The organism is Streptomyces sp. NPDC057565 (genome assembly GCF_042801455.1).
In the GTDB taxonomy this organism is placed as follows: domain Bacteria; phylum Actinomycetota; class Actinomycetes; order Streptomycetales; family Streptomycetaceae; genus Streptomyces; species Streptomyces yanii.
In genome coordinates this window covers 50,864-72,791 of the sequence record NZ_JBHVFU010000009.1, presented here as the reverse complement: position 1 = coordinate 72,791, position 21,928 = coordinate 50,864, and the positions used below count along the sequence as shown (strand labels likewise).

The window sequence follows — 21,928 nt, the reverse complement described above, 5'->3', positions numbered from 1 at the left end:
GCTACATCTCCTCGGTGACATATCTGCGGAGCCAGGTCCGGAACTCCGGTCCCAGATCTTCACGTTCGCACGCGAGTCTGACAATGGCACGCAGATAGTCGCTCCGGTCACCGGTGTCATAGCGGCGTCCCTTGAAGACGACACCGTGCACCGGGCCGCCGATCTTCTCGTCCGCGGCGAGCAGTTGCAGCGCGTCGGTCAGCTGGATCTCGCCCCCGCGGCCCGGCTCGGTCCTGCGCAGTATGTCGAAGACGGCGGGGTCGAGGACGTAGCGCCCGATGATGGCGAGATTGCTGGGCGCATCGGCTGTTTCGGGCTTCTCGACCAGGCCGGTGACCCTGACGACATCGCCCTCGACGGTGGTGTCGACGGCTGCGCAGCCGTACAGATGGATCTGCTCCGGCTCGACCTCCATCAGCGCGATGACGCTGCCGCCCTCGCGCTCCTGGATCTCGACCATGCGGGCGAGCAGCGGGTCCCGCGGATCGATCAGGTCGTCGCCGAGGAGAACGGCGAACGGCTGGTCGCCGACGTGCGGTGCGGCGCACAGCACGGCGTGGCCGAGGCCGCGCGGGTCGCCCTGGCGGACGTAGTGCATGGTGGCGAGGTCGCTCGACTGCTGGACCTTCTGGAGCCGTTCGGCGTCTCCCTTGCGGGTGAGTGCCGACTCCAGCTCGTAATTGCGGTCGAAGTGGTCCTCGAGCGGACGCTTGTTGCGGCCGGTGATCATGAGTACGTCGGAGAGACCGGCCGCAACCGCCTCCTCGACGACGTACTGGATCGCAGGCTTGTCGACCACAGGCAGCATCTCTTTGGGAGTGGCTTTGGTGGCCGGCAGGAAGCGGGTGCCGAGTCCCGCGGCCGGGATGACAGCCTTGCTGATCCTGGGGTGCGACTGAGTCATGCGCGCAACCATAACCGGTGAGTATGGGCGGAAGATGAGCCTCCGGTTAACTTTGTACTTCTATATGCACATACGAGAGATGCGCAGGTGCACGTTGAACACCGACATGTCCGGAAAGGCCTCGCTCAGGCGTCAACTACTCGCCTCGCGAGCCCTCCTGACCAGCGAAGACGTCGAAAATGCCGCGATGGTTCTGTCCCGGGGCGCAGTCGGTCTCACCGAGCTGGCCGGGGCCCGTACCGTCGCCGCCTATGTCTCGGTCGGGAGTGAACCAGGGACTCGCGCGCTGCTGGACGCGCTGCGCGCGCGGGGCGTACGGGTACTGCTGCCGGTGCTCCTCCCGGACAACGATCTGGACTGGGCGCCGTACGAAGGTGCCGGCCGCCTTCTCCCGGCGGGCCGCGGACTGCTGGAGCCGGACGGTCCACGGCTCGGGCCCGACGCCGTCCTCGACGCGGACGCGGTCCTGCTGCCGGGCCTCGCGGTGGACGGGCGCGGGATGCGGCTCGGCCGGGGCGGCGGTTCGTACGACCGGGTGCTGGCCCGGCTCGCGGCCGCGGGGGCGCACCCCTCGCTGATCGTCCTTCTCTACGACAACGAGGTGGTCGCGACGGTTCCCGTGGAACCGCACGACCACCCCGTGGACGCCGTCGTGACGCCGGCCGGAACGCGGCGCTTCACCGGCTGAGCCCGGCCGGCGCCGCGCCGGGCCAGTCGGCCCGGGACCGCGGTGCCGGGTCCGCCGCCCTACGACGGCTTGAGCGTCAGCGTGTCCTTCGTCGACTTGGCCACGGCGTTCGTTCCGAAGGACCAGTCGAGCAGATCCCCGTCGGCCCACTTGTCGGTCTGATCGGTGTAATGCGCGCTGAACGCGTGACCGGACGCGCCGGTGAGGTTGATCCAGCGGGACTTGTCCCAGTCCCCCACGTTGACGACCATGCGCATCGACGGGACCCAGATGACCTCGTAGCCGCCCGCCGCGTTCCAGCCGCTGGCGTTGACCGCGGCCTCGCCGCCGCCCAGGTTCCACGGGCCGCGGTTGAGGGCCCGCTGGAGCAGATCGGGGCCTTCGGTACCGAGGGTCTGGTTCTTCAGGGTCAGCTGGTGCAGCCGGCCCCAGCTCCAGGTGGAGATGTCCTTGCCGAGCTTGGCGGTCAGCTCCCAGCGGGCGTCCTTCATGGCGCGGGCGAAGAGCATGTCACGGTTCTCGGTCGCCTTGTCCTTGCGGTTCTTCGGCGCCTTCCACCAGTCGTTGTTCTCGTCGTCCTTGAGCTTCATGACCACCTGGTACCAGCGGTCGCCGCCGTCCGGCTGCGCCGAGTCCGCGTCGCGCTGACCGCATTCGCGAACCGGCTTGTCCTGCTCGTCGACCGGGCCCGTGCTGTCGGCCGGGAGCACGGTGAGGCATTCGCCCTTGACCCGCATCTCCTTCGGCAGCTTGTCGCCGAAGGCCAGCCTCAGGATGTTGCGCCAGACCGCGTTGAAGTACGCGGCGGCCGCCGAGTCGGGCTCCTGGATGTAGTCCCAGCCCTCCAGGAGCTTCTGCGCCTCACGCACGCTCTTGTCGGAGACCTTGATCTTCAGCAGTTCGGGCACCAGCTTCGTGGCGATCTCGCTGGTGTTGTCCATCTGCATCTTCTGCATGTCTTCGGTCGAGATCTTCTCGCCGCCCTTGATCTTCCCCGCGATGAGGTCGTTGATCCGCTGGCTGCGGGTGCCGTAGCCCCAGTCCTTGGTGAGCAAGGGGCGGTACGTCTTCTCGTCGATGACGGCCTGGTTGGCGGTGACGATGTAGCCGCGCTTCGGGTTGTACTCGTACGGCAGCTGGGCGAACGGGATCGGCTCCTTCTCCCAGCCGTACTCCGAGGTCCAGCCGGGGCTCGGCGTCGTGCCGTCGCCCTTCTTGCGGACCGGGATCTTGCCGGGGGCCTGGTAGCCGATGTTGTTCTTGTTGTCCGCGTAGATGAGGTTCTGCGAAGGCACCTCGAAGTGCTCGGCCGCCTTGCGGAAGGACGGGAAGTCCTTGGCCCGGTTGAGCTCGAAGACGGCGTCCATGGAGTGGCCGGGGTCCAGCGCGGTCCACTTCAGGGCGACCGCGTAACCGTCGGCCCGGTCCGGGGCCGCGCTGGCGACGGGGGCCTTCTGGCCGACCTTCTCCAGCTCGCTGCTGCGGTCGGAGATCAGCGGACCGTTGTTGGTCTCGCGCACGGTGATGTGCCGGCTCGCGCCCCCCGCGACCTTGATGGTCTCCTCACGGGTGACGAACGGCTTCACCTTGCCGTCGTACTGGTAGCCGTCGCCGGAGACCTTCTCCAGGAAGAGGTCGGTGACGTCGGCGCCGAGGTTGGTGAAGCCCCAGGCGATGTCCTGGTTGTGACCGATTATCACGCCCGGCATGCCGGAGAAGGTGTATCCGGCGGTGTCGTACTGGCAGGTCGCCGAGATCTGACGGCAGTGCAGCCCCATCTGGTACCAGAGCGAGGGCAGCTGCGGCGCCAGGTGCGGGTCGTTGGCGAGCAGCGGCTTGTCCGTCGTCGTGTACTTGCCCGAGACGACCCAGGAGTTGGACCCGATGCCGTTGCCGTTCGGACCGAGCAGCGCGGGGATCTGGTCGAGGGTGTCGGAGAGCGAGGCGAGCTGCGTGTTCACTCCCGCGGTGGCGCCCTGCACGGTGTCCGCGCCGATGCCCGAGGTCGGCGTCGCCTCCGGGTTGAACGTGCCGGTGACCGGCGAGATCGCGCCCTCGCTGACGATCGGCTCGTGGGTGTCGTACGGGTACTCCGGGTACAGGTCCTCGATCTGCTCCTTGCTGAGCCTGCTGGTCATCAGCGAGCGGTCGATCTCGTCCTGCATGTTGCCGCGCAGGTCCCAGGCCATCGCCTTGAGCCAGGCGACCGAGTCGACCGGGGTCCACTTGGTCGGCTTGTAGTCGTTGGTGAGGCCGAGCGCGGCGTACTCGACGGAGATGTCCTTGCCGTCGCGCCCCTTGAGGTAGGCGTTCACCCCGTCCGCGTACGCCTGGAGGTTCTTCTTGGTGTCCGCGGACAGGAAGGTGTCGTATTCCTTCTGAGCGACCTTGCGCCAGCCCAGCGTGCGCAGGAAGGCGTCCGTGTCGACCTGCCCGGAGCCGAACATCTCGGAGAGCCGACCGGCCGTCATGTGACGGCGGACGTCCATCTCCCAGAAGCGGTCCTGCGCCTGCACGAAGCCCTGTGCGCGGAACAGGTCGGCGTCGGAGTCCGCGTAGAGCTGCGGGATCCCGTAGCTGTCGCGCTTGACGTCGACGTTCCCGGCGAGGCCGTCGATCTTGATGGAGCCGTTCGTCTGCGGGTACGAGGCCCGCACAGTGGTTACGGACCAGAACGCGCCGTAACCGATACCCGCGACAAGCGCCAGCACCAGGACGATCACGATCAGGCGGGCGCGTCGCCCCTTCTTCTTGCCGGTCTTCCCACCGGCGGAACCGGAAGAGCCGGAAGAGGCGGTTGTGTTGGCGGGCATCGCTGTCCTTCGAGGGGCAGGGTGGTCCTGGGAGTGCAGGAGCAACCATAGGCGCAGCACCGAAGCGGGTCCGACGCGGTATCGGGATGCATCGAATCGAAGTGCGATCGCACGAACGCTCGAAGCCGTCAAGAAAACGTTAAAGATTAGGTAAGGTAACGAAGTACTGGCCGCCGGAAGACGATTCGGCAGGCGTACGCAGGGAAGGAACGGCCACTGACTGTCCACGCGCTCAACGAACTCCTGCTCGTCTGCTCACTCGTGCTGCTCGTCGCCGTCGTGGCGGTACGCATCTCGTCCCGCAGCGGCCTCCCCAGCCTGCTCCTGTATCTCGGCATCGGGATCGCCATAGGGCAGGACGGGATCTTCCACGTCAAGTTCGACAACGCCGAACTCACCCAGGCGTTCGGCTACGCGGCTCTGGTCGTGATCCTGGCCGAGGGCGGCCTGGGCACGAAGTGGAAAGAGATCAAGCCGGCGCTGCCTGCCGCCGCCATGCTCTCGGTCGTCGGCGTCGCGGTGAGCGTGGGCGTCACCGCGGCCGGGGCTCACTATCTGGTCGGCCTGGACTGGCGGCAGTCGCTGATCATCGGCGCGGTCGTCTCGTCGACCGACGCCGCCGCGGTCTTCTCGGTGCTGCGCAAGGTGCCGCTGCCGGCCCGGATCACCGGTGTGCTGGAGGCCGAGTCCGGCTTCAACGACGCCCCCGTGGTGATCCTGGTGGTGGCCTTCTCGACCAGGGGGCCGGTGGACAGCTGGTACGTACTGGTCGGCGAGATCGCCCTGGAACTGGCGATCGGCGCGGCCGTCGGAATCGCCGTCGGCTGGCTCGGCTCGTTCGGACTGCGTCATGTGGCCCTGCCCGCGTCCGGTCTCTACCCGATCGCGGTGATGGCGATCGCCGTGTCCGCGTACGCGGCGGGCGCCATGCTCCACGGCAGCGGCTTCCTCGCCGTCTATCTGGCCGCGATGATCCTCGGCAACGCCAAACTGCCCCACTGGCCCGCCACCCGCGGCTTCGCCGACGGGCTCGGCTGGCTGGCACAGATCGGCATGTTCGTCCTGCTCGGGCTGCTGGTCTCCCCGCACGACCTCCTCGCGGACTTCTGGCCCGCGGTGATCGTCGGTCTGGTGCTGACAGTGGTGGCGCGCCCGCTGGAGGTCTTCATCTCGCTCATCCCGTTCCGGATGTCCTGGCAGGAGAAGACCTTCATGTCATGGGCGGGGCTGCGCGGCGCCGTACCCATCATCCTGGCGACCATTCCCATGGTGTCCGGGATCGAGGGCTCCGCCCACGTCTTCAACATCGTCTTCGTACTCGTTGTCGTCTACACGCTGATTCAGGGACCGACCCTGCCCTGGCTGGCCAAGGCCCTGAAGATCGCCGAGGACCCGTCCGAGGCCGCCGACCTGGGCATCGAGTCGGCGCCGCTGGAACGGCTGCGCGGTCATCTGCTGTCGGTCGCGATCCCCGCGAAGTCGAAGATGCACGGCGTGGAGGTCGCCGAACTGCGACTGCCCGCCGGCGCCGCGGTCACCCTGGTCGTACGGGACGGCAAGAGCTTCGTCCCCGCGCCCTCGACGGTGCTGCGGCGCGGGGACGAACTGCTGGTCGTCACGACCGATCCGGTACGCGACGCGGCGGAGTCGCGGCTGCGGGCGGTCGGCGAGGGCGGCAAGCTGGCCAGCTGGCTGGGAACCGACGGGGACAGCAAGGGCGCGAGGGCCCATCACTGACCATCCGAAGCGCACGACCAGGAGTCTGCGCACAATCGCAGGCAGGCAAGCAATCCTGCCTGTAGCATGAAGGAAAACTGATCGATACATCTGGTCACTCCACCTGATCGACCAACTCTGCCTGACGCAGAGCTGGCGCGACCGTATGGCGGTCGTGGCGTCCTCCGCCTCTGCAGCGAGCGCCCGGCATCTACCGCAGTTCCGCGCGAAGAGGACAGCTCTCGGCAGCCCCCGTACGGGACCGGCACCCACAGGTGCGGACCGGCGGGGGCACCGCTACCAGGCGGCAGAAAGGCATGGACCGTGGCGTCCACGGTCTCCGACCGCCCCGGTTACGGGCAGCTGCTGCGCACCCCGGGTGCGTGGACCTTCCTCCTGCCGGGCTTCGCCGCACGGCAACCCTTCGCCATGCTGACCATCGGCATCGTGCTGCTGATCCAGCACACCACCGGTTCGTACGGCAGCGCGGGCGCCGTCGCCGCTGTCACCGGCGTCTCCATGGCGCTGTTCGCACCCCAGAGCGGCAAGCTCGCCGACCGCATCGGCCAACGCGCCGTACTGCTGCCGGGCGTCCTCGTGCACGCGGCGTCCGTATCGGCACTGACCGCACTCGCCCTGGCGGACGCGCCGCTGTGGCTGCTGTTCCTGGCCGCCGTTCCGACGGGTGCGTCCGTCCCTCAGATCGGGCCCATGGTGCGGGCCCGCTGGGCGGCCCTGCTGGGCGCGGCTCCGGGCCGGGAAGCCTCGCCGCTGATGCCGACCGCCGCCGCCTTCGAGTCGGTGACGGACGAGTTCACCTTTGTCATCGGGCCGGTCCTCGCCACCGCGCTGTGCACCGGCGTGCACCCGGCGGCCGGGCTGATCACGGAAGCCGCGCTGACGCTGGTGGGCGGCCTGCTCTTCGCGGCGCAGCACCGCACCCAGCCCGCGGCCCGAGCCGCCGTGGCCGGCACTCCCGGGCAGCGCGTCTCCGCTCTGTCCGTGCCGGGCGTACGGGTGCTCGCGGTGGCCTTCCTCGGGATCGGCGCGGTCTTCGGCGGCATGCAGGTCTCGCTGACCGCGTTCGCCGAGGAGATCGGCCGGCCCGGCGCGAACGGCCTGCTGTACGGGATCTTCGCGGCCGGCAACATGCTGGCCGGGATCGTCTGCGGCGCCATAGCCTGGAAGAGCGGGCCGCGACGCAGGCTGATCGCCGGGTACGCGGCGCTGACGCTGACCGCTTCGGGGCTGTGGGCGGTGCACTCCGTGCCGCTGCTGGCCGGGCTCGGGCTGCTCGTCGGGCTCTCCATCGCACCCGCGCTGATCAGCGGATACACGCTGGTCGAGACGCTGGTTCCGGCGTCCGCGCGGACCGAGGCGTTCACCTGGCTGACGGGTTCGGTCGCGCTCGGCCAGGCGGCTGCGGTGACGGTCGCCGGACGGCTCGCGGACGCCCACGGCGCGAGCACCGGCTTTGTGGTGCCGCTGGTGGGGACCGTGCTGGCCCTGGCGACCCTGGTGACCCTGCGTTCGCGGCTGGCACCGAGAGCATCGGGACGGACCGTGGCACGTGGTGTCGGTCACCGAGAGCCGGTCACGGTGGACTGATCCAGCGGAATACGTCAGTATGGAGCGTCGTTAGCACTCATTGAGTCAGAGTGCCAGGAGGATCAAGTGCCGACCTATCAGTACCAGTGCACCGAGTGCGGCGAGGGCCTCGAGGCGGTGCAGAAGTTCACCGATGATGCCCTGACCGTGTGCCCGAACTGCGAGGGACGCCTGAAGAAGGTGTTCTCGGCGGTCGGCATTGTCTTCAAGGGTTCCGGTTTCTACCGGAACGACAGCCGCGGATCGTCGTCGAGCAGCACGCCGTCGTCTTCGCCCGCGAAGGCATCCAGTTCCGCTTCGTCCTCCTCGACGGGGTCGGACTCGAAGTCGTCCGCTTCGTCCGCCTCCGCTTCGTCCTCGTCGTCGTCCTCCGCGTCGTCGGCGAGTGGTACGTCGGCCGCCTGAGCCGAGGTACCCAGCCTCTCTTCACCGGGGACCCCGCCGATCCACTCGGCGGGGTCCCCGGCGTTTTTGCGCCCCGCTACTGTGATCGCATGGTGAACGCAGAGATCGGTGTCATCGGCGGCTCGGGCCTGTACTCCTTCCTGGAGGACGTCACCGAGGTTCGCGTGGACACCCCGTACGGACAGCCGAGCGACTCCCTCTTCCTCGGCGAGATCGGCGGCCGCCGGGTCGCCTTCCTCCCCCGCCACGGCCGCGGCCACCATGTGCCGCCGCACCGCATCAACTACCGCGCCAACCTGTGGGCCCTGCGCTCCGTGGGCGTACGTCAGGTGCTCGGCCCGTGCGCGGTCGGAGGGCTGCGACCGGAGTACGGCCCCGGGACGCTGCTCGTTCCGGACCAACTGGTGGACCGCACCAAGACCCGTACGCAGACGTATTACGACGGGGAGACCCGGCCGGACGGGGTGGCGCCGAACGTGGTGCATCTGGGCTTCGCCGATCCGTACTGTCCCGAGGGGCGCAAGGTCGCGCTGGCCTCGGCCCGCGGCAGGAACTGGGAGGCGGTGGACGGCGGCACACTCGTCGTCGTGGAGGGGCCGCGCTTCTCGACCAGGGCCGAATCGCGCTGGCACGCGGCGATGGGCTGGTCCGTGGTCGGGATGACCGGGCATCCGGAGGCCGTGCTCGCCCGCGAACTGGGGCTCTGCTACACGACGATGACGCTGGTGACGGACCTGGACGCGGGTGCCGAGGCAGGCGAGGGCGTCTCCCACGAGGAGGTGCTGAAGGTGTTCGCCGCCAATGTGGACCGGCTGCGGTCGGTGCTCTTCGACGCGGTGACCGCGCTGCCCGCGGAGGGGGATCGCCACTGTCCCTGTGCGCATGCGCTGGACGGGATCGAGACGGGACTCGAACTGCCGTAGGGGGGTGCCCCGGTGGCGGGTGGGTGACGGAGTTGTCCACACCGTGGGGGCTGTCCACAGGGCTCAGCGGGAATCCCGCGGAAGGCGGAGGGTGAGGGGCGTCGGCGTTCGTCCGGACTCCGCGCTCCTCACGACTGGTGGTGTTGGCCATGTTCCCGCCCGCTTCTGCGACCTCCTCCCTTCATGTACGCCCGTCCGTCCCGGGTCCGCCGGCGTCGGCGCCCGCGCCCTGCGGGGTGCCCTCGTTCGCGCCGTTGCGGGTGCGCGGGGGCGGGGGGCGCCGGCTGCGGCGTGCGATGTGGCGGCAGCGTCGCGCGATGGCGGCCGGGCTGGCGCTGACGGCTGCGGCGCTGGCCGCCGCGGGACTGGGCGGCGGCGAGACCCCGGGCGATGCCGGAGGCGCGGCAGGTGCCGGGCCGGTGAAGCGACGGCCGGCTCCGCTGGTGTCGGCACCGGTCCGGATCGCGGATGCGGCAACCGTCCGGCTGCTGCGCCCCGGTGACCGGGTCGATGTGATCGCAGCCGGGGGCGCCGGGGCCGATGCCAGGGTGGTGGCGAAGGGGGCCCGGGTGGCGGCGGTGCCGCGGGCGCCGGCCGACGGCTGGGCTGAGGATCCCGCGGAAGGTCCTGCGGCAGGCGGCGCGCTGGTCGTGCTGTCCGTCCCGCGGAGCACGGCCGCATCGCTGGCCGGCGCGGGGATCTCGGCCCGGCTGGCGGTGACCCTGTGCTGAACGGGACCCGTCAGCCCTGCGGACTGACGCACCGCCAGGCAACCGGCCCGAAGACGCGGATCGGGTGGTTCTGCCGCGTACTGCCCCAGGTTGCGGAACAGTTCGCTCCCCCTGCGGCTCCCGCGGAGGAAAGGTCACTCGTGGACGAGAAGAAGAAGGCCGGTCCGGGTGAGGGCTACAACCCCTACCTGCTGCGCGGGCCGTGTGATCGACCCGGCGATCACGGTCGTCATCGGCGCCGCCTTCGCCGACATCGTGAACGCGATCGTCAAGGGCGTCATCGACCCGCTCGTCGGCGCGTTCGGCACCCAGGATCTGGAGAGCTGCAGCTCCAGCCTCAAGGAACCCCTGCGTCACCGACCCGAAGGCGGACCGCGGCCAGGACCCGGGGCGCGGGCACGAGCAGCTCAGACGTGGTGGGGCGGCTTCTCGTCGAGGAAGCGCGCAAGGTCGGCGGAGCTGTCGCCGCCCGGGGCCCGCTCACCCCACCCTCGGTCCGTATCGTCCGCGGACTGCTGGTCCAGTGGATCGTCGAAGATCAGAGCCGGCTTGGGCTTCCTCTGTTCCGGTTGTACGGGGTGTGCCGGCTGTGTCGGTTTCGAATCGCGCGGTCCGGAGGCGGGGGCGGTGCTCATGTCTCCAGGGTACGGCGGCTCTCCCGGGTACGGCAGCGGTCAGCGGTCCTTCGGGTCGAGCATCCAGAGCCCGAGGACGACGGCGAAGGACAGGCAGAGGAAGCCCGCACCCCACCAGGCCGTTGCGGTGTTGCCCTCCATCCATTCGTCGACGACGACGGTCAGGCCCCAGAGCTGGCCGATGACCACGGTCATGGCCAGGGCCAGCCGGGCCGTCAGTTTCGAGGAACGCTCGGGTTCCTGGTCGGTGCCCGCTCCCGGGCCCGGGCCGGTGCGGCGGACCCGTGGGTCGCCGTAGCCGCTGGTGGAGCGGATCTGCGGATAGCGCTCACGGACGGGGCGGTTCAGCTCCGGCCGGGCGCTGCCCGGGTGGTACTCCGGGTAGGCCCGCGGGTCCGGGCCGACGGGCTGCTGGGCGTCGGTCACGTCCGCCTGCCGGGGGGCTCGGCTTCAGCTGCCTGGGTACGGTGCGCCTTCGCGCCAGGAGCCTGCGCGGGCGGTGCCTCCCCGCCGCCTCCCCGGACGGAGGGGCAGCCGATCCGGGAGGCGAGGTCCGGGCGCTCGGAGCTGATCTGGCGGCACAGGCCCTGCTCGATGCTCTCACCGGAGCGGGTGGTGCCGATGGCCCAGACGCTGCCGTCGGTCTCCTCCGTGAGCACCACCTTGGGCAGCGCACGGGGCGGCGGTCCGGCGGTGACCTCGCCGGTGCGGGCGTCGAAAACGCCGTCGTGGCAGGGGCAGTAGAGCTCCCCCTCCGCACCACGGTCCTTGCGCCAGAGGACCGCGCAGGCGAGATGGGTACAGATCGCGGAGTAGCCGACGAGGGTGCCGTCGTCCAGCCGGACGGCGACCGCCCTGTCCTCTTCGTCCGGGTAGCCGAAGGCGAGGGACTCGCCCGGCAGGAGCTGGGCGGCGATCTTCCTCGGCCCGGGTGCCTTGCCGTCCTCGGGCTCCCCGTGGCGCGGAAGCATCCCGGAGGCCACGCCGAGCCCGCCGACCGCCAGCCCGCCGGAGACGGTGGCGACGATCCGGAGATAGTCGCGCCGAGTGGTGAGGGAGTCGGCGGCGATCCGGTCGTGCAGGGCCTCGCGCGGGTCCCCGCCGGAGTACCGGCCCCCGGCCGGTGGCTGTTCGCTGACACTCATCGGCGGACGTCCTTCCCGTTGATTTCGACGACGGGAAGACCGCCGGGCACCGGCCACTGGACCTTGTCGGCGGGGACGACCATCGCGACGCCGGTACGGACCTCGGTCGCGCCGAAGGTGAAGGTGTCGGCGATCTGGACACCCGGCCGCTCGGCCTGGAGTTCCTCGGCCGTTCCGTAGAACAGCGCCCCGGTCGGACAGACGGTGGCACACATGGGGGCGAGGCCGTAGGCGGTGCGGTCGTAGCAGAGGTTGCACTTCATCTGCAGCTTCGCCTGGAGGTCGATCTTCGGGACGCCGAAGGGGCAGGCATTGACGCAGTTGGCACAGCCGATGCAGCGGGTGGTGTCGGCCTGCTGCACCACACCGTCGGCGGTGACCAGGATGGCGTCGGCCGGGCAGACCTCGGCGCACGGGGCGACCGGGTCCTCGCAGTGCATGCAGACCGTGGGGAGGGAGGCGACGGAGTGGCCCTCGTCGGTGTAGTCGAGGTGGATCATCGATTTACCGCGGTGCGAGTCGCACTCCCGGCATGCGGAGACACAGGCCTGGCAGCCGATGCAGCGCCCCGGGTCGATGAAGATCGTTCTTCCCATCATCCGGGTCTCAGCCCCTCTCCGATGTGCCACGGCCCTGTGGGGACGTGGGCGGCCATGGGTCGGTGCGGGAGACCTGGGCCTCCGGATAGGCGACGTGGCCGGGTGCCACGGGAGGCGCGGGGACCTCGTCGATCTTTTCGGCGTGCTCGATGCGGCAGGCGCACACCTTGTATTCGGGGATCTTGGAACGGGGGTCGAGGGCGTCGATGGTGAGTGCGTTGGCAGCGGTGGGCACCGGCCAGTGGTACGGAATGAAGACGGTGTCGGGGCGGATCGCCTCGGTGACGAGGGCGGGGAAGACCTCGCTTCCGCGCCGGGTGACGACGCGGACCGGTTCGCCGTTGCGGAAGCCGTGGGAGGGGTGGATCTCGGCCCAGGGACGCGGGGTCTGTTCGACGAGGCCGCCCAGGCGTCGGGTCTGGTTGCCGGAGAGGTAGTGGGCGACGGTGCGGCCGGTGGTGAGCGACATGGGGTGCTCGTCGTCGTACGGGTCCATCGGCGGGTGCCAGTCGACGACCTGCAGATGGATCTTTCCGTCGGGGTGGTAGGTCCGGCCGTCCTCGAAGAGCCGGGGGGTGCCGGGGTGGTCGATGGAGGGGCAGGGCCAGGCGATGCCGCCGGTCTCCTCCAGCCGTTCGTAGGTGATGCCGTAGTAGTCGTTGACGGTGCCGGCGGAGGCGATCCGCAGCTCGTCGAAGACGGCGCGCGAGTCGGCGAACGCGAATTTGTCGCCGACGCCGAGCCGCCGGGCGAGTTCGCACATCACCCAGGTGTCGGTCCGTACCCCGGGAGGCGGGTCCTGTGCCTTGTTGTGCTTGACGACGCGGGCCTCGGCGTTGGCCATCACCCCTTCGTCCTCGGCCCAGGTGGTGACGGGGAAGACGACATGTGCGTTGGCAGCGGTCTCGGAAAGGAAGAAATCGAATTGGGCATGGAATTCGGCGGCGTCGTACCCCTCCTTGACCACTCCGTAGTTGGGCAGGGAGACGAAGGGGTTGTTGCAGATGCCGATCAGGCCCCGGATCTCGCGGCGCTGCATCTGCCAGACCATTTCCATCATCGAGGTACCGGCGGGCGGGAGTTCGGACTCCTCGATGCCCCAGATCTCGCAGATCTGCCGACGGTGCTCCGCGTTCATGATCGAGCGGCCGCCGGGCAGGAGGTCCGACTTCTGGCCGTGCTCGCGGCCGCCCTGCCCGTTGCCCTGGCCGGTGATGGTGCCGTAGCCGGCGCCGGACTTGCCGATGTGGCCGGTGGCGGCGCAGAGGTTGATCACGGCAAGGCAGTTCTCGACACCCTGCGAGTGGTGCTCGATGCCGCGGGCGTGCCAGGCCATGGCCTTGGGGGCGCGGGCGAAGGTCCGGGCGACCTGGACGATCTGTTCGGCGGGGACACCACAGACCTCGGCGCCCCGGGACGGCGGGTACTCGGCGGCCTTGGCCCTGACCTCGTCCCAGCCGGTGGTGTGGGCGGCGAGATAGGCCTCGTCGGTGAGGCCCTCCTCGACGACGACGTTCAGAACGGAGGTGAAGAACGCCGAGTCGGTGCCCGGCTTGAGGGCGACATGGATGTCGGCGGTGCGAGCGATGGCGGTCTCGCGCGGGTCGATGACGATCAGGCTCGCGCCGCGGTCCCGGGCCCCCCACACATACTGGGTCATCACGGGGAAGCATTCGCCGACGTTGGAGCCCGCGATCAGCAGGCAGTCGGTGAGCAGGATGTCGGAGAACGGGTTGCCGGCCCGGTCGATGCCGAAGGCGAGCTTGTTGGCTCCCGCCGCGCTGACCATGCAGAGCCGGCCGTTGTAGTCGACATGCCGCGTCTTGAGTGCTACCCGGGCGAACTTGCCGACCAGATACGTCTTCTCGGAGTACAGGCTGGCGCCGCCGAGCACCCCGAAGGCGTCGTTGCCGTACGTCTGCTGGATGCGTTTGACCTCGGAGACCGTGAAGTCGAGCGCCTCGTCCCAGGAGGCTTCGCGGAACGCCTCGTCACGGGAACGGCGCACCAGCGGGGCGGTGAGCCGGTCGGGGTGGTTGACCTGCTGGTACGCGTTGACGCCCTTGGGGCACAGCCTCATCCGGTTGATGTCGTGGTTGCGGGGTTCGACGCCGAAGACCTTTCCGCCGCGGTCGACGCGCAGATACATCCCGCACTGGACGCCGCAGAAGCAGCAGTGGGTGGGGACGAGGGTCTCGCCGTTCTGGTCGGCGTGCCACCGGTCGGCAGGGATGCCGCCCGCGTCCCGGAACGCCCGGGTGCCGGGCGGGGCGAGGGACGGGTCGAGCGGAACGGCCCTACGGGGGTCGTCGGCTCGCGGATCCGCGGTCACTTGAAGCCCTTCTTCACATGGGAGAGATAGGCACTGCCGCGCAGGACCCGCTTGCAGCGCGGGCAGTATTCGGCCCACTCGTCGAAGTCGAGGCTGAGATCGCGCATGGTGCCGCGAAGGTTCTCGACGTACGGTCCGGTGTCGATGGGCTCCTCGCAGCGACGGCAGCTGAAGATCTCCTGGTCCTGCAGGCCGGTGTACTTGAACAGCTGCATACCGACCGCGGCCGGACGCTGGACGATGTGGAAGAACTTCCCGAACGGGAGGTAGATGAGGGTGAAGACGACCGACACCATGTGGAGGATCGCCAGGAATTCGTATCCGCCGCCGTGCAGGAAGATCGACGAGAAGGTGAGCAGCAGACCGGTCACGGAGACGACGATCAGCGCAATCAGCGGGACGAGGTCGTAGGCGAAGCGCTGGCCGGTGATGGCGCCGCGGTCCTTCATCCGGCGCCACAGGAAGTAGCAGGCACCGGGGATGACGAGCACGGCGGCGATGTCGAGGCCGTGGAACATCAGCCAGCCGAGGACGTTCAGCGAATCGAAGCCGATGATCTTGAAGCCCCAGATGCGCATCTCGTAGCCGGGGCCCGAGCCGCTGCCCGAGGTGAAGGTGAACCAGCCCCAGGTCAGCGGGAAGGTGATCAGCGAGGCGAGGACGCAGCCCCAGAAGATCAACTGGTGGGCGGCCCAGCGGGCGTGGGAACGGGCGCCCAGGAACTTCTGGAAGCCCAGATAGGTGGCGATCATCTTCGGTAAAGCGGTGGGAGCCTTGCGGAAGTTGGCCACCGAGAAGAAGGCCCGCCAGCCCTGCCGGAACAGGCGCCGGGCGCCTGGCGCGGAGATCCAGACCGTGTAGCGGTAGGCGACGCCGAAGGCGAGGAAGACCGTGGCGACCGCGTACGGAAGGAGGGCGGAGTCGAAGTTCTCCAGAAGCCGGCTGCCGAAGACGATCGCGAGGATCAGCAGGACGGAGACGACGACGCCGGCCACGGTCGCACGGAAGGTGACGGACAGGGGAACGCCGGCACCGCCCGCGGCGGGCGGTGCCGGTGCACCTGTGGCTGCGGCTGCGGCTTCTGGTGGCTCGGTCACTCAGCCACCGTAGGGACGAATGGGGTTATTAGTCCTGTTTTAGCCAGCGGCAGGGTGAGCCCGTCGCCCGGACGGCGCGCAGCCGGGTTTTCGGGCGGCGCGCAGGCCGTGCGACGCGAAGGGACGAAGCGGACGGTGGACCTCCTTGGCCCGCGTCTTCCGACGTCGTCCGTACGCGACGTCGTCCGTACGCCTCTCCATCCGCCGCTGTCCACGGGTGAATGCATTCGCAAGAATCTCCGGGAGGCTTTCCCCGATCGGGCTGCGCGTCCCGGCGCCCGCCCTCGGGGCGGTCTGTTGTGCTGGGGCGCATGCCCCGGATGACCGCTCGCAGCCGCACCGAGGAACACCGCGCGTCGACCCCGCTGGAGCTCTTCTTCGACCTGTGCTTCGTCGTCGCCGTCGCCCAGGCGGGCGGGCGTCTCGTGCATGCCGTCGTCGAGGGGCACCCCGGCACCGGGGTCGCCGGCTACCTGGCGGTGTTCTTCGCGATCTGGTGGGCCTGGATCAACTTCTCCTGGTTCGCCTCCGCGTACGACACCGACGACGCGCTGTACCGCGTGGTGACGTTCGTCCAGATCACCGGCGTACTCATCTTCGCCGCCGGGGTGCCACGCGCCTTCGACAACGGGGACTGGACGCTCGGCGTCATCGGATATGTGGTGATGCGGCTCGCACTGACCAGCCAGTGGCTGCGGGTGGCCCACTACGCCGAGGGCGCGGAGCGCACGGTCGCTCGGCGGTACGCCGCCGGCATCGTCCTGCTCCAACTGGGCTGGATCGGCATGCTGTTCGTGCCCGCCGGTGCGAACGGCGCCCGTTCCGCGGTCTTCGTCGTACTCGCCCTGTGCGAGCTGGCGGTCCCGACGATCGCCGAGCGCGACCTCGGGACAAGCTGGCATCCGCACCACATCGGCGAGCGGTACGGGCTGTTCACCATCATCGTGCTCGGGGAGACGATCGCCGCCGCGACGGTCGCCGTCCAGGAGGCGGTCGACGAGCACGAAGCGCTCGACGAACTGCTGCCGGTCGCCGCGGGCGGGCTGCTGCTGGTCTTCGCCGCCTGGTGGATCTACTTCGCCGTGCCGATCCACAGCTATCTCCGCGGCAGCAGGCATGTGTTCGTCTGGGGATACGGCCACTACGTGATCTTCGGCTCCGCCGCCGCGATCGGCTCGGGCATCGAGGTCGCGGTGGAGGAGGCCATCGGCAAGGCGCACGTGTCGACGACGGTCGCCTCGGCCGCCGTGACGGTGCCCGCCGCGGTCTATCTGCTGACGGTGTGGCTGATCCACGCCCGCCACTTCAAGCGCGACCTCGCGGAGCAACTGCCCCTCCCCCTGGCCGCGGTGGCCGTCCTTGGCTGTACGTTCGCCGGGGAGTGGGCGGTCTTCGCGGCCGGTCTGGTGGCGGCCGCGACAGTGGCCGTCGGGGTGTCGCTGTCGCGGCGCCCGGCACCGGGCACACCGGGCGCCGTTGTTTCGCCGAACCGGATGTGAGGAGCACGCGATGACCGGACAGGATGCACAGTTCCCGCTTTCACCGGCGGCAGGGGCGATGGACGCGCTGACCGATGTCGCCGGGCTGCGCGTCGGTCATGCGCAGGTGCCGGGCGACGGCGCGCTGAGCGGCACCACTGTCGTCCTCGCCCCCGAGGGCGGCGCCGTCGCGGCTGTCGACGTACGCGGCGGTGGCCCAGGCACCCGGGAGACGGACGCACTCGACCCGCGCAATCTGGTGCAGCGGATCGACGCCGTCGTCCTGACCGGTGGCAGCGCCTACGGTCTGGACTCGGCGTCCGGTGTGATGGCCTGGCTGGAGGAGCAGCGGCGGGGTGTGCGGGTCGGCCCCGATCCGTCGCAGGTGGTACCGGTGGTCCCGGCCGCGTGCATCTTCGACCTGGGGCGGGGCGGCGACTGGCGGGCCCGCCCGGACGCCTCGACCGGCCGCGCCGCCGTGGAGGCCGCAGCCGGTACGGCGCCGGGGGCCCCGGTCGCCGAGGGCGGGGTCGGTGCGGGTACGGGCGCGGTCGCCGGTCAGCTCAAGGGCGGTGTGGGCACGGCGAGTGTGCGGCTGCCGTCCGGAATCACGGTCGGCGTGCTGGTCGTGGTGAATGCGGCGGGCTCCGTGGTCGATCCGGTGACCGGGGTGCTGTACGGGGAGTACGGCGCCGCGGAGCCGCCCGTGCACCCTGCGGCGGGGATCCACGAAACCGCCGTGCGCCGCCTGGCCGAAGCACGGGAAGCGAACGCGCTCCCCACGCTCAACACCACGCTCGCCGTCGTCGCCACCGACGCGGATCTCACCCGGGCGCAGGCACAGAAGCTCGCGGGCACGGCGCACGACGGGCTGGCCCGCGCCGTGCGGCCCGTACATCTGCTGACCGACGGGGACACGGTCTTCGCGCTGGCCACGGGCGAGCGCCCGCTGCCGCAGGAGAACCCGATCGCTCTGAACGAGCTCCTGGCAGCGGGCGCGGACACCCTGACCCGCGCCGTCGTGAAGGCCGTACGGGCGGCGGAGGGCGTCGACCTCCGCCCCGGAGCGGGCGTCCACCCCTCGTACAGCGATCTCTACGGCCCCCGCTGACCCACCTGCCGCAGCCGGGCGCCCACCGACTCGCCATCCGCAGAAGGAAGTTCGAACGAATCGCCAGGAACCTTCCGCCCGCGTCATACGTTTTCAGGAACCCCGGTCACGATGTCGGACCCAGGGACTACGTTAAGCACGCAGCAAGTAACACGCGGCGACGGCCTGGAGACAGCACCTTGAGCGATCCGTACGAGACAACCGAGCAGCATCTCGACCGACTCCTACGACGGGCACTCAACTCTTTCGACCTGCCCGACTGGACCGTCGAGCAACTCGGGACCGCGCTGGCCCACAGCAGTTCCCTGCACTCCTCGCACCACAGTTCCGTGCTGCATCGCGAGACCTACCAGCACACCTACCTGCTGGCCGACGGCTCCGCGCTCACCTTGTGGGAGCTGGTCCACAGCACCGCCAGGGGCGCGGCGGACCCCCGGTCGCGGAGGCAGCCCGTCCTCCAGCACCACGAGTTGTACGACGACGAGGCGGACGTCCAGGTCGCCGCCGCCCGGCTGTCCGGCAGCTTCTCCGACGTACCCGTGTTCGGCGAGGACGGCTCGCAGGCCGACCTGGAGACACTGACGGTCCTGATGGCCGCTCCACCGGCCCCGCTGCCCCGGATGTACGCGCCGGACAACTCCGCGGACCACGCCCGCCGGGTCCTGCGCCGCGCGGAGAACAACAACGGTCCGGGCGAGGAGACCGCGCGCCTCCTGCGGGCCGCCTTCGCCCACCACATCACCCAGATCTTCGGCAGGCAGTGCCGGGTCGACGGGCGGGACGCCGGATTCTCGCTGTACGAGCACGCGTTCCTGCTCCTCGACGGCAGTGAGACGAGCCTCTGGGAGGTCGAGCACACGGCTACGCCGGACGGTCGCCACATGTGCGAGGTGTACGGGGACGAGAAGACGGCACGCGAGGCGATGGAGAGCCGTACGCGCATCTGCTGACCGCTGCGCCGCCACCCGTTCGCCGAGGAAGGCTGCCGCCGAGCCGCACGCGAAGGTGCCCGCGCCCCCGAGGGGGTGCGGGCACCTTCGCGTGCGGGCATGCATCTTCAGGACGTCAGCACGGGCTCCTTGGCCACCTCGCCCGGCGCACCGTCGGCGTCCTGGACGTCCTCGCCGCCCTCCACGTGCAGGCGCGGCCGGGCGGGCAGCGCGAACATCACCAGGAAGATCACCACGAGCACTCCGGCCACCCACCACAGCGAGTGCTGGAACGCCTCGGCGAACGCCGGACCCACCGCCTCCGGCGCCAGCCGGTCGCTGATCGACCCGAAGAAGACGACCGAGACCAGGCCGAGCCCGAGCGCGTTGCCCATCTGCTGCACGGTGTTGATCAGCCCGGACGCCGCCCCCGAGTGCTCCTTCGGCACCTCGGACAGCACCGCGTCCGTCAGCGGGGCCACGATCAGCCCCATCCCGATCCCCATGACCACCAGCGGCAGAGCCATCTGCCAGGACTCGATGGACATGCCGTACCGGTCGGACTCCCAGATGTAGAGCAGCAGCCCGGCGACCATCAGCAGCGCGCCCGCCTGCAGGACCTTCCGGCCGAACCGGGGCACCAGCTTCTGTACGGAGATCCCGGCGGCGAACGAGACGGCGATCGAGAACGGGATGCCGGTCGTGCCGGCCCGCAACGCGCTCCAGCCGAGGCCGATCTGCATGTACAGCGTCCAGACCAGGAAGAAGATGCCGAGCCCGATGCCGAAGGTCAGCTGGACGGCGATACCCGCCGCGAAGCTCTTGACCCGGAACAGCGAGAGCTCGACGAGCGGCGAGCCGTCCTTGCGCGCCTTCTCCCGCTCGAACAGCACCAGGACCAGGAAGACCAGCGCGCTGCCGGCCATCAACGCGTACCCCCACAGCGGCCAGCCCAGCTCGCGCCCACGGGTCAGCGGGTAGAGCAGCATCAGCAGCCCCAGTGTCACCAGCGCGACACCGACCAGGTCGAGCCGGAGGGCCTTCGGAGCCTTGGACTCCGTGATGAACTTCCGGCCCAGGACCAGTCCCGCGATACCGACCGGCAGGTTGATCAGGAAGATCGGCCGCCACTCCAGACCGGCGATGTTCCACTCGGTGAGCAGTGCGCCCAGCAGCGGTCCCGAGACGGCGCCGAGGCCGACGATCGCACCGAAGAGGCCGAAGACCTTGCCGCGCTCGTGCGCGGGGAAGGTGGCGTGCACGATCGACAGCACCTGCGGGACCATCAGTGCGGCAGTGCCGCCCTGCAGGATGCGGGAAGCGACCAGCATCTCCGGGTTCGCGGCGAAGCCGCAGAGCGCCGAGGCCAGCGTGAAGCCGCCGATGCCGATGAGGAAGAGCCGCTTGCGGCCGTAGATGTCGCCGAGCCGACCGCCGGTGATCAGACCGGCCGCGAAGGCCAGGGCGTATCCGGCAGTGATCCACTGGATCGAGCTGAACGTGGCACCGGTGTCCTGCTGGATGCTCGGAATGGCGATGTTGACGATCGTGACGTCCACCAGGTCCATGAAGGCCGCGGTCATCACGATGGCGAGCGCGAACCACCGGCGCCGGTCCGACGGGTCCGAGGACACCGCGGGAGCGGCCGCCGTGGACGGCAGAAGGGATTCGGAAGAATTCATACGATGAAGCTAGAGGCCTATTAGGTCAGGTCATGACCCAATGGGCGGGCATCCTGGATCCATGACCGATACCCCGGCACGACTGCTGAATCTGCTGTCGCTCCTGCAGACGCCTCGCGAGTGGCCGGGCAGCGAGCTCGCCGAGCGGCTCCGGGTCAGCCCGCGAACCATCCGCCGCGACATCGACCGGCTCCGCGACCTCGGCTACCCCGTCGAGGCGTCGCGCGGCTCGGTGGGCGGCTACCGCCTGGTCGCGGGCGCCGCCATGCCGCCACTGCTCCTCGACGACGAGGAGGCGGTGGCCATCGCCGTGGGGCTGCGGGCGGGCGCCGGCCATGCCATCGAGGGGGTCGACGAGGCGTCCGTGCGGGCGCTGGCGAAGCTGGAGCAGGTGCTGCCGTCACGGCTGCGGCACCGGGTCTCGGTCCTGCAGAACGCGACGGTGCCGCTGGCCCGCGGCGACGGTGCGACCATCGACCCGCAGACACTGACGGTGATGGCGGCGACGGTCACCGGGCAGGAGCGGCTGCGGTTCACCTACCGGGCGGGGGACGGCGCCGAGACGAAGCGGCTGGTCGAGCCGTACCGGCTGGTGAGCACGGGGTGGCGGTGGTACCTCGTGGCGTACGACCTGGGGCGCGAGGCATGGCGTACGTTCCGCGTCGACCGGGTGAGCGAGCCGTTCGCCACGGGGGCCCGCTTCACCCCGCGCGAGCTGCCCACGGGCGACGCCGCGGAATTCCTCACCAGCTCCATCCAGCGCCGGCAGCCGGAGCTGGCCGTCGAAGTAAGCTTCGCGGCCCCGGCGGAGTTCGTCACCGCCCGGCTGCCCTCGGCGTTCGGCCCACTGGAGCCGACCGGCGAACACAGCTGCCGGCTGCATGTGGTCATGGCGGACTCACTGGAGTGGGTGGCGCTCCGGCTGGCGCTGGTCGACTGCGAGTTCACCGCTCACGCGCCGCCGGAGCTGGTGGCGCACCTGAGTGAGCTGGGTGCCCGTCTGACCCGCGCGGCCGTGCCGCCGAAGTCACCACCAGCGGAGCGGCCTGCACAGCCCGGCGCAAAAGAATGAGCCCCGGCGCCGGGGGGGGGTGGGCGCCGGGACTCAGCTCAGGGGGTCCGTACGAAGCGA

At 69.9% G+C, this 21,928-nt stretch carries 19 protein-coding genes and 1 pseudogene; 11 read left to right on the top strand and 9 right to left on the bottom strand.

The features are described from left to right. Position 1: 1 nt before the first annotated feature. The gene (gene galU, locus ACFU8W_RS19510) at positions 2-904 is read right to left on the bottom strand and encodes a UTP--glucose-1-phosphate uridylyltransferase GalU (protein ID WP_345517661.1); all 903 of its coding nucleotides are present in this window, start codon (positions 902-904) and stop codon (positions 2-4) included. A 94-nt stretch (positions 905-998) separates the two neighbouring features. On the opposite strand from galU, the gene ACFU8W_RS19505 reads away from it, so the two are divergent. Next, complete coding sequence (locus ACFU8W_RS19505) at positions 999-1,592, top strand: 5-formyltetrahydrofolate cyclo-ligase (protein WP_384038590.1); 594 nt, start codon at positions 999-1,001, stop codon at positions 1,590-1,592. A gap of 59 nt (positions 1,593-1,651) precedes the next feature. On the opposite strand, the gene ACFU8W_RS19500 is transcribed toward ACFU8W_RS19505, so the two are convergent. Then, positions 1,652-4,405 (bottom strand): penicillin acylase family protein, encoded by a 2,754-nt coding sequence (locus tag ACFU8W_RS19500; RefSeq protein ID WP_384038587.1) that lies wholly within the window; start codon positions 4,403-4,405, stop codon positions 1,652-1,654. Positions 4,406-4,621: 216 nt separating this feature from the next. Here ACFU8W_RS19500 and ACFU8W_RS19495 point away from each other — a divergent pair, with 216 nt between their 5' ends. The 6 genes and pseudogenes from ACFU8W_RS19495 to ACFU8W_RS19470 all read left to right on the top strand — a co-directional run. Then, a complete protein-coding gene (locus ACFU8W_RS19495) occupies positions 4,622-6,142 on the top strand; it encodes a potassium/proton antiporter (protein WP_384038922.1) in 1,521 nt (506 codons plus the stop codon). A gap of 303 nt (positions 6,143-6,445) precedes the next feature. Continuing rightward, entirely contained in the window at positions 6,446-7,729 is a 1,284-nt protein-coding gene (locus ACFU8W_RS19490) for an MFS transporter (RefSeq protein WP_384038584.1), read from the top strand. A gap of 66 nt (positions 7,730-7,795) precedes the next feature. After that, on the top strand, positions 7,796-8,134 hold the full coding sequence (locus tag ACFU8W_RS19485) for an FmdB family zinc ribbon protein (protein ID WP_384038581.1): 339 nt from the start codon (positions 7,796-7,798) through the stop codon (positions 8,132-8,134). 89 nt (positions 8,135-8,223) lie between these two features. After that, on the top strand, positions 8,224-9,057 hold the full coding sequence (locus tag ACFU8W_RS19480) for an S-methyl-5'-thioadenosine phosphorylase (protein WP_384038578.1): 834 nt from the start codon (positions 8,224-8,226) through the stop codon (positions 9,055-9,057). 149 nt (positions 9,058-9,206) lie between these two features. Beyond that, positions 9,207-9,788 carry a hypothetical protein gene (locus tag ACFU8W_RS19475; RefSeq protein ID WP_384038575.1) on the top strand — a complete coding sequence of 194 codons (582 nt, stop codon included), beginning with the start codon at positions 9,207-9,209 and terminating at the stop codon, positions 9,786-9,788. Positions 9,789-9,956: 168 nt separating this feature from the next. Next, a pseudogene (locus tag ACFU8W_RS19470) lies at positions 9,957-10,067 on the top strand (hypothetical protein); the annotation flags it as partial. A gap of 128 nt (positions 10,068-10,195) precedes the next feature. Here the strand turns inward: ACFU8W_RS19470 and ACFU8W_RS19465 are convergent. Genes ACFU8W_RS19465 through ACFU8W_RS19440 form a run of 6 tightly spaced genes read right to left on the bottom strand, consistent with a single transcriptional unit; the run spans position 10,196 to position 15,596 of the window. Continuing rightward, positions 10,196-10,423: a hypothetical protein gene (locus ACFU8W_RS19465; RefSeq protein ID WP_266984698.1), complete on the bottom strand. Its 228-nt coding sequence runs from the start codon at positions 10,421-10,423 to the stop codon at positions 10,196-10,198. Between the two features lie 39 nt (positions 10,424-10,462). Further along, a complete protein-coding gene (locus ACFU8W_RS19460; RefSeq protein WP_384038572.1) occupies positions 10,463-10,849 on the bottom strand; it encodes a DUF6755 family protein in 387 nt (128 codons plus the stop codon). Next, positions 10,846-11,568, bottom strand: a complete 723-nt coding sequence (locus tag ACFU8W_RS19455; protein ID WP_384038569.1) for a Rieske (2Fe-2S) protein — start codon at positions 11,566-11,568, stop codon at positions 10,846-10,848. The genes ACFU8W_RS19460 and ACFU8W_RS19455 overlap by 4 nt, the downstream gene beginning before the upstream one ends. Then, on the bottom strand, positions 11,565-12,167 hold the full coding sequence (locus tag ACFU8W_RS19450; protein ID WP_326792433.1) for a 4Fe-4S dicluster domain-containing protein: 603 nt from the start codon (positions 12,165-12,167) through the stop codon (positions 11,565-11,567). The genes ACFU8W_RS19455 and ACFU8W_RS19450 overlap by 4 nt, the downstream gene beginning before the upstream one ends. A gap of 7 nt (positions 12,168-12,174) precedes the next feature. After that, a complete protein-coding gene (locus ACFU8W_RS19445; protein ID WP_384038565.1) occupies positions 12,175-14,499 on the bottom strand; it encodes a molybdopterin oxidoreductase family protein in 2,325 nt (774 codons plus the stop codon). After that, entirely contained in the window at positions 14,496-15,596 is a 1,101-nt protein-coding gene (locus ACFU8W_RS19440; protein WP_384038562.1) for an MFS transporter, read from the bottom strand. The genes ACFU8W_RS19445 and ACFU8W_RS19440 overlap by 4 nt, the downstream gene beginning before the upstream one ends. A gap of 311 nt (positions 15,597-15,907) precedes the next feature. On the opposite strand from ACFU8W_RS19440, the gene ACFU8W_RS19435 reads away from it, so the two are divergent. From ACFU8W_RS19435 to ACFU8W_RS19425, 3 genes are all read left to right on the top strand, one after another. Further along, positions 15,908-17,095: a low temperature requirement protein A gene (locus ACFU8W_RS19435; RefSeq protein ID WP_384038559.1), complete on the top strand. Its 1,188-nt coding sequence runs from the start codon at positions 15,908-15,910 to the stop codon at positions 17,093-17,095. 10 nt (positions 17,096-17,105) lie between these two features. After that, positions 17,106-18,185, top strand: a complete 1,080-nt coding sequence (locus ACFU8W_RS19430; RefSeq protein ID WP_384038556.1) for a P1 family peptidase — start codon at positions 17,106-17,108, stop codon at positions 18,183-18,185. A gap of 179 nt (positions 18,186-18,364) precedes the next feature. Then, positions 18,365-19,135, top strand: coding sequence for a DUF6227 family protein (locus ACFU8W_RS19425; RefSeq protein WP_384038553.1), 771 nt, complete (start codon positions 18,365-18,367; stop codon positions 19,133-19,135). 107 nt (positions 19,136-19,242) lie between these two features. Here ACFU8W_RS19425 and ACFU8W_RS19420 read toward each other — a convergent pair whose 3' ends face one another. Then, a complete protein-coding gene (locus tag ACFU8W_RS19420) occupies positions 19,243-20,796 on the bottom strand; it encodes an MFS transporter (RefSeq protein ID WP_384038550.1) in 1,554 nt (517 codons plus the stop codon). A gap of 61 nt (positions 20,797-20,857) precedes the next feature. Here ACFU8W_RS19420 and ACFU8W_RS19415 point away from each other — a divergent pair, with 61 nt between their 5' ends. After that, a complete protein-coding gene (locus tag ACFU8W_RS19415) occupies positions 20,858-21,868 on the top strand; it encodes a YafY family protein (RefSeq protein WP_345517647.1) in 1,011 nt (336 codons plus the stop codon). The last annotated feature ends 60 nt before the right edge of the window (positions 21,869-21,928 follow it).